We start from the raw sequence: 12,073 nt of genomic DNA, 5'->3' as shown, positions 1-12,073 counted from the left end.
GGGGCCGTGGGCGGCCGCGCCCCAAAAACTGCTGCGTGGGGGGGGGGGGCGGGGGGGGGGGGGGGGGGGGGGGGGGGCGGGGCCGCCCCCCCCCCCCCCCACGGCGGGCGCACGGGCGTCGGCGATGGGACGACGGGACGCCGTGCGACGGTGCCCGTCGCTCTGGGCGGGCACCGGGCCGCCGCGATCCGTTTCGGATGGGGGACTCCGGAGCCGTGAGGCCGCTGACGCTCGTGGCCTCCTCGGGCGGCCGACAGCGAATCTATCCGCGGGCGACCGCCCAACGGTCCTGCTCAGCAAGGAATTTGCGGTTTCCGTACGGGCGCGGAAGGCAGGCCGTCAAGGACCCGTCAAACGTCCCTGAGGAGGCGTCAGGGGAGCGTCAACGCCGAGCGCTCGTGGCCGGATGCGGTCGCAGACTGAGCGGCACGGGGGACGGGCGACCGTCCGTGGCGTGTACGTGGGAGGGACCGTGACGATCACGTCCGGCACATCGCACAGACCTCAGACGGAGGCTGTCGGAGAGCCACGGAGAGCGGCGGTCGTCCCGCCCGGGCGGGGCCCCGCACCGCGGCCACGAGGGCGGTCGCGGGCGGAGGGGTCGGGGCACCGCCTCAGGCAGCAGGCCGTGGCCGCGCGGGCCGCTCTGCGCCGCCGGTACTGGGCCACCGTGCCCGCCCGGCTGCGCCTTCTGCGCGCGTCCACGGTCCTGCTCGCCGCCGCCCTGACGGCGTTGCTGGCCGTGGCCGGACTCGCCGCCCACGGCACCTGGAACGCCGTCGCCGACCGGGACGCCCCGCGCACCACCAGCGCCGCCGACCTCAACCTCGCCCTCAACGACATGGACGCGCAGGCCGCCAACCTCCTGCTGTCCAGCGGAGACGCGGGCAAGGGCGAGCTGGAGACACCGCACACGAAGGCCATCGGCTTCTACGGCGACGCGCGGCGCGAGATCGGCCACGACCTGCGGACCCTCGCCGTCGCCGCCCAGGGCGACCGGGGCGACGAGAAGACCGTGGAGTCGCTCACCGACGACTTCGCCGAGTACCAGGAGCTCATCGGCCGCGCCTTGGAGAACGACGCTCGCGGCGGCGGCAAGCCGGACGCGCTGCACGACTACCGCGACGCGACCGACCTCCTGCAGAACAAGCTCCTGCCGGAGGCGCGCACCCTGGTGTCCTCCAACAACGCGGCCTTCAACCGCCAGTACGACGCCGCCCGTTCGACCCTGGCCGCCCAGCTCGCGGCCGTCCTCGTCCTCGGTCTGCTGCTCCTCGGCGCGCTCGGTGTCCTGCAGTGGTACCTCACCCGGCGCTTCCGCCGGATCATCAATCCCGGTGTGCTGGCCGCCACCGTCTGCGTGCTCGTCGCCGTCCTCCTCGGCGGCCAGCTGCTGGCCTCCTCCGCCGAGCACCTGCGCGGGGCCCGCCGCGACGCCTTCGACTCCGTCGTCGCGCTCTCCCGCGCCCGCGCGATCGCCTACGACGCCAACGCCGACGAGAGCCGCTTCCTCCTCGACCCCCAGCGCCGGACCCAGTACGCGGACTCCTTCCTCGCCAAGTCCCAGAGGCTGTACGGGCTCACGGGCGCCACCCTCGCCACGTACGACGACCGGCTCGCGGCCACCTGGCGGGACTACACGGCCGATCACGACGCCCTGCGCTTCACCGGCGAGTTCCGGCGCGAACTCGACAACATCACCTTCCCCGGGGAGCGGGCCGCCGCCGAGAAGACGGTGGAGGCGTACGCGGTCTACGCGCGCGACGACCGGAAGATCCGCGCGCTCCTCGCGACGGGCAAGGAGCGGGAGGCGGTGGAGTTCTGCATGGGCTGGGAGGCCGGGACGTCCAACGCGCACTTCGGAGAGTGGATGGCCGCGCTGGACAAGGTGACGGACATCAACCGCGCCCACTTCACGTCGTCCGTGGCGGCGGGCCGATCCGAACTCGCCGACCAACTGCCGTGGGTCTGCGGCCTGTTGCTCCTTGCCATCGGACTCACCGGACTCGGCCTGAGGCCCCGGCTGGCCGAGTTCCGCTGAGCGCCCGGCCGGGCCGGCCCGCTCAGGCGTCCGCCAGCCGGGCCTCTTCGAGGTCCAGGGACCGCTGCAGGCGCCTGCGCGTGGTGTCACTGATCGTGTGCTCGTCGTACAGCCGCTGCAGCTCCGCGGTCTCCACGGCGATCAGGTCGCGGCGCAGCTGGCGGTAGACGAGGTCGGCGGACTCGGCGGGGACGCCGTCACCGCTGTCGTCGGCCAGCCGGTCGCGGGCGTCGTCCAGCCGGGCGTTGAGGCCGCGCCGCAGCCGGTCGATGACCACGTCCGGTACGGCCTCCAGCTCCGACAGCTCCTCCAGGCGCCGGATGCCCGCGTCCGCGAGCCGGCAGCGGGCGGCGGCCTCCTCGCGCTCGGTGTGGTCGGGCTCCAGGGCGATGCCGGAGCGGCGCACCACCGGGGCCAGCGTGAAGCCCTGGACGACGAGGGTGACCACCACGACCGAGGTGGTCAGCACCAGCACCAGCGGACGGTCCGCCAGGGCGGCGCCGCTCTTCGTGGTCTCCGGGATCGACAGGGCCGCCGCCAGCGGTACCACCCCACGAGTGCCCGCCCAGGTCAGCACCATCGGCAGCCGCCAGTTCATGCGCGGGACGCCGCCCTTGCGCTGCACCACCGCCGACAGCGGCGCCAGCCACAGCAGCCGTACCGCGATGAGCGTGCCCGCCACCAGGAGGGCGTACAGCGGCCACGTCCGGTCGCCGTCGGACAGCGCCACCACCTGCGCCGGCAGCGCCAGCCCTATCAGGCTGAAGACGACGCTCTCCAGCAGGAACACCACCGTGCCGTAGACGGCGTGCAGCTGGAGCCTGATGCGGGCGTTGGTCAGCCGGTCGCCGCGGCCGCCCAGGACCACGCCCGCGACCACCACCGAGGTGACGCCGGAGGTGTGCGCCGCCTCCGCGAGGACGTAGGACGCGTACGGCGTCACCAGCGCGATCACCGTCTCCAGGATCGGGTCCTCGGTACGCCGGCGGATCACCGTGACCACCGCCGCGACCGCCGCCCCGATCAGCGTGCCGCCGCCCGCGAGCAGGACGAACTCCCCGCCCGCCGCCCCCCAGTTCGCCGCCGCGGACGCCACGGCGACGCTCACCGCGACCCGGAAGAGCACCAGCGAGGTCGCGTCGTTGAACAGACTCTCCGCCTGGACCAGGACCTGCACCTTGGGCGGCAGCGCGAGCCGGCGGCCGAGCGCGGTCACCGCGACCGGGTCGGTGCTGGCGAGGACGGCCCCGAGCACCAGAGCCATCGGCCAGGACAGCGGTGTCACCGCGGAGGCCACGGCGCCCACCGCCGCCGCCGAGGCCAGCACCAGGCCCACCGCGAGCACCCCGACCGGCTTCCACACCGCGCGCAGCTCGCGCCAGGACAGTTCCTCCGCGCTGGCGTACAGCAGCGGCGGGAGCACGACGAGGCCGATGATCTCGGGGCTGATCGCGATCTCCGGGGTGCCCGGCAGCAGAGCCACGGCGAGGCCGGCGACCACCAGCAGTGAGGGGGCCGGTATACGCCACCGGCGTGCGAAGGTCGCCACCACCGTGGCCAGCACCACGAGTGCGAGAACCGTACCGACGCTGCGCATGCCATCCCCCTGGGGCCCTGATATCGGAGCCACCATGGCTCCCAGCCGACCAGACTTCCCGGCACACCGTCCCTCACCCTATCGGGCCCGCGATCGTCAAAACAGTGTCAACGTCCTCGTCAGCGGCGCCAGGGACGCGTCAAGAAACCTCCTCACGGCCGTACTGCGCGCTTCCCTGAGGGTGATGAACGACGTACGGCGCGGACGACTGAAGGTCTACCTCGGCGCGGCCCCGGGGGTGGGCAAGACCTACCGCATGCTCGACGAGGCGCGCCGCCGCGCGTCCCGGGGTGCCGACGTGGTGATCGGGTTCGTGGAGTGCCACGGCCGCCGCTGGACGCAGGCCATGTGCGACGACCTGGAGGTCGTGCCGCGCACCCGGTGCGTCTACCGCGGCGGAGAATTCGAGGAGATGGATCTCGACGCGGTCCTGGAACGCCGTCCACGGGTCGCGATCGTCGACGAGTTCGCCCACACCAACGTCCCGGGCGGCGGCCGCAGCCCCAAGCGCTGGCAGGACGTCGAGGCGCTGCTCGCCGCGGGCATCGACGTCATCACGGCGGTCAACATTCAGCACCTGGAGTCCCTCAAGGACGTCGTCGAGAAGATCACCGGGGTGCCGCAGCACGAGACGGTGCCCGACGAGATCGTCCGGCGGGCCCAGCAGATCGAACTGGTCGACATCCCGCCCGAGGGGCTGCGCCGCCGGATGGCGCACGGCAACATCTACGCCCCCGAGAAGATCGACGCGGCCCTCGCGAACTACTTCCGCCCCGGCAACCTGACCGCGCTGCGTCAGCTGGCGCTGCTGTGGGTGGCCGACCGGGTCGACGAGGCGCTCCAGTCGTACCGGGCCGAGCACGCCATCGGAAAGGTCTGGGAGACCCGGGAGCGGGTCGTGGTGGCGCTGACCGGCGGTCCCGAGGGCGACACGCTGGTACGGCGCGCCGCCCGCATCGCCGACCGGTCCGCGGGCGGCGACCTGCTCGCCGTGCACGTCGCCCGCAGCGACGGCCTCGCCGCAGGGGTCTCGCACGCCTCCCTGGCCCGGCAGCGCCGACTCGTCGAGGACCTCGGCGGCAGCTACCACTCGGTCGTCGGGGACGACGTGGCCACCGCCCTGGTGGAGTTCGCCCGCACCGAGAACGCCACCCAGCTCGTCCTCGGCACCAGCCGCCGCGGCCGCCTGGAACGCTTCCTGACCGGACCCGGCACGGGGGAGACGGTCACCGAGCTGAGCGGTGACATCGACGTGCACCGGGTCACCCACGAGCGGGCCGGACGCGGCACCCTGCTGCCGTCCCGGCGGCGCACGCTGTCGACGGCCCGGCTGATCGCGGGGCCGGTGGCGGGGCTGGTGCTGCCGGTGCTGCTGACCGTCGCCCTGGCCCAGGTGCGCGGCACCGTGAACCTCACCAGCGAGGCTCTGCTGTTCCTGCTCGCGGTGGTGGGCGTGGCCTGCATAGGTGGGGTCGCGTCCGCGGTCATCGCGTCCGTCACGGCGTCCCTGCTGCTCAACTACTGGTTCATCCCGCCCGTCGGGCAGTTCACCCTGGACGATCCCAACGCCCTGCTGGCTCTCGGGGTGTTCGCGGTGGTGGCCGCCACCGTGGCCGCCGTCGTCGACCGCTCCCTGCGCCTGTCGCGGCGGGCGGCGCGGGCGACCGCCGAGGCGGAGACCATGTCCTCGCTGGCGGGCAGCATCGTGCGCGGCGGCCAGACGATCCCGGCCCTGCTGGAACGCACCCGCGAGACGTTCGGCATGGACGCCGTGGAACTGGTCGACGAGCCGCCCGACGCCGACGCGGCGACGACCGTGGTGCCCGCGGGCCCCGGCAACCACCTGGTGCTGCGCGGCCGTACCCCGTCCTCCTCCGAGCGACGGGTGCTGGCCGCGTTCGCCGCGCACGTCGGTTCCGCGGTCGAGCGGGCCCGGCTCGCCGAGGCCGCCGCCGAGGTCGAGCCGGTCCGGGCCGCCGACCGGATGCGCACCGCGCTGCTGCGGGCCGTGGGCCACGACCTGCGCACCCCGCTCGCGGCCGGCTGGGCCGCGGTGACCTCGCTGCGCAGCCGCGACGTCCAGTTCTCCGCCGAGGACCGCGACGAACTCCTCGCCACCGCCGACGAGTCCATGGCCAAGCTGAGCCGCCTGGTGGAGAACCTCCTCGACCTCAGCCGCCTGGAGGCGGGCGTGCTCACCCTCAATCTGCGGCCTACCGCGCTGGAGGAGGTCCTGCCGGCCGCGCTCGCGGACGTCCCCGACGTCGATGTGCGCGACCTGGAGAACCTGCCGCCCGTGCTCGCCGACCCGCCCCTGCTGGAGCGCGTGATCGCCAACCTGGCGGGCAACGCGGCCCGGCACAGCCCGTCCGGCACGCCGGTGCTGGTGACCGCGAGCGTCCTGGCGGGGCGCGCCGAACTCCGCGTCGTGGACCGGGGTCCCGGACTTCCGCCGACGGGCCGGGACCGGCTCTTCGAGCCCTTCCAACGGCTCGGCGACACCGACAACACCACCGGACTCGGTCTGGGCCTCGCGCTGGCCCGGGGGCTGACCGAGGCCATGGACGGCACGCTGACCCCCGAGGACACGCCGGGCGGAGGCCTGACGATGGTCGTGTCCCTGCCGCTCGCCGAGCGTGCCCGACCCGCACCGGAACCGCACCCCCGTGGTGCGCAGAGTGTAGGAGGTGCCCCATGAGCACCCTGACCGGCATCCGGAGCCCGCACCGCACCGCGAGCCGGCCCCGGGACCGTCTCGCCCTCGCGGCGGGCATCGTCGTTCCCCTTCTGGTGGCGCTCGCCCTCGTGCCCTTCCGCACGGACCTGTCGCACACCAACGCCGCGCTGGTCCTCGTCGTGGCGGTCGTGGCGGTCGCCGCGCTGGGCAGCCGTACGGCGGGCGTCGTCGCCGCGCTGTCGGCGGCGGCCTGGTTCGACTTCTTCCTCACCCGCCCCTACGACACGTTCGACATCGACGCCACCGCCGACATCGAGACGGCGGTGCTGCTGCTCGTCGTCGGTCTGATCGTGTCCCAACTCGCCGCGCACGCCCGCCGGCTGGAGGTCGTCACGGTGACCGACGCGGACTACCTCGCCCGCATCCACGCCACGGCCGACCTCGTCCAGTCCGCCAAGTCCTCCGACACCGTGGTCGACCACGTCCGCGGTGAACTGACCGGACTCCTCGGCCTGCGCGGCTGCCGCTTCGAGTACGGCACGCTCCTCGGGCAGCCGCCGCGGCTGCGCCAGGACGGCGGCGTCACGGTGGGGCGCAGGCCGTACGACATCGACGCGCACGGCTGGCCGCAGGGCGAGACCGAGCTGCGGGCGTACGGCAACGGGCACTACCTCGGCCGCTTCATGCTCACCCCCGGGCCGGGCCCGGTGCCGCCGCTCCAGGCCCGTCTGGTCGCGGTGACCCTGGCCGACCAGACCGGGGCCGCGCTGGACACGGCGGGGCCGGTGCGCTGACCGATGCACTTGGCGTGATCTTGACATAACGAGAGGGTGGTCGGCGGAACCGCCCGCGCCCCGGCCACCGTTCCCTCTGGTGTGACGTCACCTCCCCCTCCCCGTACGGAATTTGGCCCGCGCTCCCAGCACATGGTGATCTGCGGCGACGACGGGCTCGCCCACCGGCTCGCCGTCGAACTGGACGCCGTGTGCGGCGAGGCGGTCACCGTCGTGCTGCCGTCCGGGCACGACGAGCACGGCGCGGAGATCGCCGCGCTGCACCGCGACCCGGACTCGTCCGTCGAACTGCTGGTCGCCGCCCGGCCGGACGAGCGGACGCTGCGGGCCGCGGGCGTCGAGCGGGCCGCGGCGCTCGCCCTCACCTACGGCGACGACCAGGTCAACATGACCGCCGCCCTGGTGGCCCGCGCGCTCAACCCCACCGTCCGGCTCGTCGTCCGGATGTACGACCGTGAACGGGGCCGGCACCTGGAGCGGCTGCTCGACCGCGCGGCCCAGCTGTGCGACGACGCGGCGCGGGACATGTCCACCACCGTGCTCTCCGACGCCGACACCGCCGTACCGGAACTCGTGGCGGCCGCCGCCGTCGGCCACGGACACACCCTCCAGGTCGAGGGCAAGGTCTTCCGCGGCGTGGTACGGCCCGCGGGCACGCCGCCGCAGCCCACCGACCTGGCCACCCTCGCCGTGCTGTCCGGCGCCCACCAGGACGACCCGGCGAGCCAGGACAGCGCGGAGACACCCGGCGAGGACGGCACCCAGCTGCTGCCGGACACCCGGACCGCGTACCACCGGCAGTTCACGCACGGGCGGCTGCTGCTGGAGGAGATCACCCACCACCACACGACCGAACCGGCCGCCCGCGGCCGGCGCGGCCGCGCCCGGAGCTGGTTGCGGGCGCGCCTGGCCCACCTGCCGTGGCGGGTCTTCCTCTCCCACCAACTGGCCGCCGTCTACGGCACGCTGGCGGCGATCGTCGTCGCGCTCTCGACCGCCACCGCGCTCTTCGCCGACGAGCACCCCTGGTGGAAGAACACCTACCTGCCCCTGCTCGACATCTTCACCATGGGCGACCCGGCCACCGACGAGTCGGTCGCCCGGCGGGTGCTCCAGCTGATCGCCGGCTTCGTGGGCCTGGCCATCCTGCCGATGGTCGTCGCCGCGACGATGAACGCCACCGAGGCCTTCCGCGCGGCCTCCGCCAGCCATCCTCCGGACGACGACGTGACCGGCCACATCGTGCTGGTCGGGCTCGGCAAGGTCGGCACCCGGGTGCTCGTCCGGCTGCACAACACCGGCCACCAGGTGGTGGTGATCGAACGCGACCCGCACGCCCGCGGCGTCGCCCTGGCCCGGGAACTCGGCGTCCCGCTGATCCTGGAGGACGCCACCGCCCCGGGCGTGCTCGACCGCGCCCGGGTCGGAGACTGCGGCTCGCTGCTCGTCCTCACCCGCGACGACGGGCAGAACCTCGACATCGTCATGGCCGTCCGCGAGCAGAATCCCGCCGTCCGGGTGGTGACCCGGCTCTACGACGACGACTTCGCCGCGACCGTGCAGCGCACCCTGCGCGCCTCCTACCCCGACGCGCTGACCCGCAGCCGCAGCGTCTCGGCGCTGGCCGCGCCCTCCTTCGCCGCCGCCATGATGGGCCGCCATGTCCTCGGGGTGATGCCGGTGGAGCGCGGCTCGCTGCTGTTCACCTGCGTGGACGTGGCCGGGCATGCCGAGCTGGAGGGGCGGTCCGTGCACGAGGCATTCCGGGAGAACGAGTGGCGGGTGCTGGCGGTGGGGGCCGCCGCCGGGCCCGTGCCGTCGTCCGAGTCGGACACCCTCGCCGGGCTCCGTCTCGACCGGCAGGGCTTCGACTGGCGACCGGTGCAGGGCCGGGTGCTGCGGGCCGGCGACCGCGTGGTCCTCGCGACGACACGGCGGGGCCTGGACATCCTGATGACGGGGGTGCAGCCGCATCCGAACGGGCGGCGGGGCTGACGGGACCGAGCAGCCGGGGGACTACTCCAGGCCGGACGCCCGGAACACGCTCAGTGCCGTCTCCCGGTCGACCCGCTCCGCGACGCGGCGCAGCGCGGTCGTCCCGCACATCAGGAACCCGGCCTCCGAGGACCTGCGGGCGTCCTCGTCGAGCTGGAACCAGAGGTCCGGGTTGTTCACGAAGACCTCGGGGTCGAGCTCGACCCGGTCGCCGAAGGCGTCCCGCAGGACGAGACGCCGGGAGACCCCGTCCAGACAGCGCACGGACACGAGTATGTCGGTGCGGACCCGCCGGGTGCGCAGCAGACGGCGGGAGACGAGCCAGCCCTCGCCCGCCGAGACCCGGGCCGGGAACAGCACCACGAACAGCAGCAGCGCGAGCGTGACCCACAGGGTGCCGCGCCACCAGGTCAGGTCGCCCGTGCCCCAGTCGATCAGGAACAGCAGGCCCAGTAGCACGCCGGAACAGCGGACCGAGCTGTACAGATCCTCGGCCCAACGGCGGTCGTACAGCACGCGGCGCTCCATGCGGGCGAGCGTAGAGACCCCGGCAGCCGGGACGGCACGGCTGCGCCGCGCATTGACGGGACTCTGACGAGCCGACCTGCGTTCTTGACGCGACCGCAGCGAAGACGGGCCGTTGCCCGCGTCACACTCCCGTCAAGGACACGTCAAGGTCACCGGGTTCGGCGCGAAGAACGCGCAAGGAGCCGCGGGGGCCGGCCGCAACGGGACAGAACCTGGGTGCACCGCGCGCGGCCCTCGGCGCGCGGCCGTTCGTCCCGTACTAAGGAGCAGCCGCTCATGTCCATACTCACCGTCGAACCGGGCGCCGTCCCCGCGGACGAGGAGCCGCCCGATACCGGCGAGCGGCACCGTCTGACCGCCGTCACCGGCCTCGCCGCCCTGTCGCTGGACGCGATGGCCTCGGTGGCGTACGGCCCCGAGGCCATCGTGCTCGTCCTCGCGGCGGCGGGCGCCCACGGCCTGGGCCTCACGCTTCCCGTCACCCTGGCCATCGCCGCCCTGCTCGCGGTGCTGGTCGCCTCCTACCGGCAGGTGATCGCGGCCTTCCCGGACGGCGGCGGCTCCTACGCGGTCGCCAAGACGCACCTGGGCGCGCGGACCAGCCTGGTGGCGGCCGCCTCGCTGGTGCTGGACTACGTCCTCAACGTCGCCGTCGCCGTCACGGCCGGGGTGGCCGCGCTGACCTCCGCCTTCCCGACCCTGTACGACGACCGGCTGTGGCTGTGCCTGGCGGTCCTCGTCCTGATCACGGCGGTCAACCTGCGCGGCATAGTCGAGTCGGCCAAGGCGTTCATCGTGCCGACCGTCGTGTTCGTCGGCTCGATCTTCGTGCTGATCGTCGTGGGCCTGTTCCGGTCCGCGCCGGCGAGCACCGCCACCGCGGCCGGTCACGCCTCGGTCGTCGCGGACAACGCCACCACCGTCGGCACCCTGCTCCTGCTCAAGGCCTTCGCCTCCGGGTGCAGCGCCCTGACCGGCGTCGAGGCCATCGCCAACGCCGTCCCCTCCTTCCGCGTGCCGCGCGCCAGGCGCGCCCAGCGCGCGGAGGTCGCCCTCGGCGCCGTGCTCGGCGCGATGCTCATCGGCCTGTCGGTGCTGATCTCCCGCTTCCACCTCCAGCCGGTCGAGGGCGTCACCGTCCTCGCCCAGCTCGCGGACGCCTCGCTCGGCCACAACTGGGCCTTCTACGTGATCCAGTTCGCCACCATGATCCTGCTGGCGCTGTCCGCGAACACCTCCTTCGGCGGCCTGCCGGTCCTGCTGAAGCTGCTCGCCCGGGACAACTACGCGCCGCACGTCTTCGCCCTGAAGGCCGACCGCCAGGTCCACCGGCACGGTGTGCTGGCCCTGGCCGCGGTCTCCGCCGCGCTGCTCGTCTTCTCCGGCGGCGACACCAACACCCTCGTACCGCTCTTCGCGATCGGCGTCTTCGTCGGCTTCACCATCGCCCAGGTCGGCATGGTGCGGCACTGGCGCCTGGAACGTACCCCTGGTTGGCGCGGCAAGGCGCTGCTCAACGGCTTCGGCGCCGTCCTGACCGGCGTCTCGACCGTCGTCGTCACGGCGAGCAAGTTCACCGAGGGCGCCTGGCTGATCGTCGTCGCGCTGCCGCTGCTGGTGGCGGCCTTCGTCGCCGTCCACCGCGCCTACACCCGCATCGGCGTGCGGCTCGGCCTGGGCCGCATCCCCGACGTCCCGCGCCGCGAACGCTCGGTCGTGATCGTGCCCGTCTCCTCCCTGTCCCGCCTCACCTCCGAGGCCCTGAGCGCCGCCTCCTCCCTCGGCGACGAGGTGCGCGCGGTGACCGTCTGCCATCCCGGCCCCGAGGACCGCGCCCAGCTGCACGCCCTGGAGCGCGCCTGGGCCGAGTGGAACCCCGGGGTGCCGCTGGTCCGGCTGGCGTGCGAGCGCCGCAGCCTGGGGCGCCCCATCGCCGCGTACGTCCGCGAGGTCATGGCGGCGGAGCCGGCCACCCAGGTCACCGTGCTCATCCCGGAGACCGAGCCGGAGCGGCTGTGGCAGCGGCTGCTGCAGAACCAGCGGGGCGCCGTCGTCGCCCACGCGGTGCGGCGGGAGACCGACGCGGTGATCTGCCGGCTGCGGTTCCGGCTGTTCTGAGGCGCCCGTCACGGTCTCCGTATGGGTCCCGTCAAAGCCGTATCGACCGCCGTAAGGGACCCGTCAACGGTGGCCAAATCCAGCCAGCCAGGGGGTTTCCTCTAACCGTCCGGACTTCCGAGTCTCACCCGAACCTCAACCCAGGAGTTCACGATGGCCGATCTGGCCTTCGTCGTCACCACGATCGCGGCCTTCGCGCTGGTGGCTCTCGTCGCCAAGGGGGTGACGAAGCTGTGACCGCCGAGAACATCGTCGGCCTCGTCGTGGCCGTCGCCCTGCTGGGCTATCTCGTCCTCGCCCTGATCTTCCCGGAGAGGTTCTGA

The 12,073-nt window shown here is 73.6% G+C and carries 8 protein-coding genes; 6 read left to right on the top strand and 2 right to left on the bottom strand.

Annotated elements, in window-relative coordinates:
* Positions 1-628 precede the first annotated feature (628 nt).
* Complete coding sequence (locus tag ACWGKT_RS40800) at positions 629-2,041, top strand: hypothetical protein (protein ID WP_453277662.1); 1,413 nt, start codon at positions 629-631, stop codon at positions 2,039-2,041.
* A gap of 22 nt (positions 2,042-2,063) precedes the next feature.
* Here the strand turns inward: ACWGKT_RS40800 and ACWGKT_RS40795 are convergent, their stop codons facing one another.
* Complete coding sequence (locus ACWGKT_RS40795; RefSeq protein WP_453277661.1) at positions 2,064-3,638, bottom strand: Na+/H+ antiporter; 1,575 nt, start codon at positions 3,636-3,638, stop codon at positions 2,064-2,066.
* Positions 3,639-3,822: 184 nt separating this feature from the next.
* Here ACWGKT_RS40795 and ACWGKT_RS40790 point away from each other — a divergent pair, with 184 nt between their 5' ends.
* The 3 genes from ACWGKT_RS40790 to ACWGKT_RS40780 all read left to right on the top strand — a co-directional run bounded on the left by ACWGKT_RS40790 (position 3,823) and on the right by ACWGKT_RS40780 (position 9,104).
* Positions 3,823-6,336 (top strand): ATP-binding protein, encoded by a 2,514-nt coding sequence (locus tag ACWGKT_RS40790; RefSeq protein ID WP_453277660.1) that lies wholly within the window; start codon positions 3,823-3,825, stop codon positions 6,334-6,336.
* Entirely contained in the window at positions 6,333-7,109 is a 777-nt protein-coding gene (locus ACWGKT_RS40785) for a DUF4118 domain-containing protein (protein ID WP_453277659.1), read from the top strand. Before ACWGKT_RS40790 ends, ACWGKT_RS40785 begins: the two co-directional genes overlap by 4 nt.
* 132 nt (positions 7,110-7,241) lie before the next feature.
* On the top strand, positions 7,242-9,104 hold the full coding sequence (locus ACWGKT_RS40780) for an NAD-binding protein (protein WP_453277658.1): 1,863 nt from the start codon (positions 7,242-7,244) through the stop codon (positions 9,102-9,104).
* 21 nt (positions 9,105-9,125) lie between these two features.
* On the opposite strand, the gene ACWGKT_RS40775 is transcribed toward ACWGKT_RS40780, so the two are convergent.
* On the bottom strand, positions 9,126-9,632 hold the full coding sequence (locus ACWGKT_RS40775) for a hypothetical protein (protein ID WP_453277657.1): 507 nt from the start codon (positions 9,630-9,632) through the stop codon (positions 9,126-9,128).
* Positions 9,633-9,908: 276 nt separating this feature from the next.
* Here ACWGKT_RS40775 and ACWGKT_RS40770 point away from each other — a divergent pair, with 276 nt between their 5' ends.
* Together ACWGKT_RS40770 and kdpF are read left to right on the top strand one after the other, a co-directional pair.
* A complete protein-coding gene (locus ACWGKT_RS40770) occupies positions 9,909-11,750 on the top strand; it encodes an APC family permease (RefSeq protein WP_453277656.1) in 1,842 nt (613 codons plus the stop codon).
* Positions 11,751-11,983: 233 nt separating this feature from the next.
* Positions 11,984-12,073, top strand: coding sequence for a K(+)-transporting ATPase subunit F (kdpF, locus tag ACWGKT_RS40765; RefSeq protein ID WP_016434100.1), 90 nt, complete (start codon positions 11,984-11,986; stop codon positions 12,071-12,073).

Source organism: Streptomyces sp. NPDC054794 (assembly GCF_053611585.1).
The sequence above is the reverse complement of the archived record's forward strand: the minus strand, read 5'-3'. Positions and strand labels throughout refer to the sequence as shown.

What these genes read in the sequence shown, in the direction of transcription:
- ACWGKT_RS40785 (WP_453277659.1), top strand. Translation starts at nt 6,333, where the DNA reads ATGAGCACCCTGACCGGCATCCGGAGCCCGCACCGCACCGCGAGCCGG.
- ACWGKT_RS40795 (WP_453277661.1), bottom strand. Translation starts at nt 3,638, where the DNA reads ATGCGCAGCGTCGGTACGGTTCTCGCACTCGTGGTGCTGGCCACGGTG.
- ACWGKT_RS40775 (WP_453277657.1), bottom strand. Translation starts at nt 9,632, where the DNA reads ATGGAGCGCCGCGTGCTGTACGACCGCCGTTGGGCCGAGGATCTGTAC.
- ACWGKT_RS40770 (WP_453277656.1), top strand. Translation starts at nt 9,909, where the DNA reads ATGTCCATACTCACCGTCGAACCGGGCGCCGTCCCCGCGGACGAGGAG.
- ACWGKT_RS40790 (WP_453277660.1), top strand. Translation starts at nt 3,823, where the DNA reads ATGAACGACGTACGGCGCGGACGACTGAAGGTCTACCTCGGCGCGGCC.
- ACWGKT_RS40780 (WP_453277658.1), top strand. Translation starts at nt 7,242, where the DNA reads ATGGTGATCTGCGGCGACGACGGGCTCGCCCACCGGCTCGCCGTCGAA.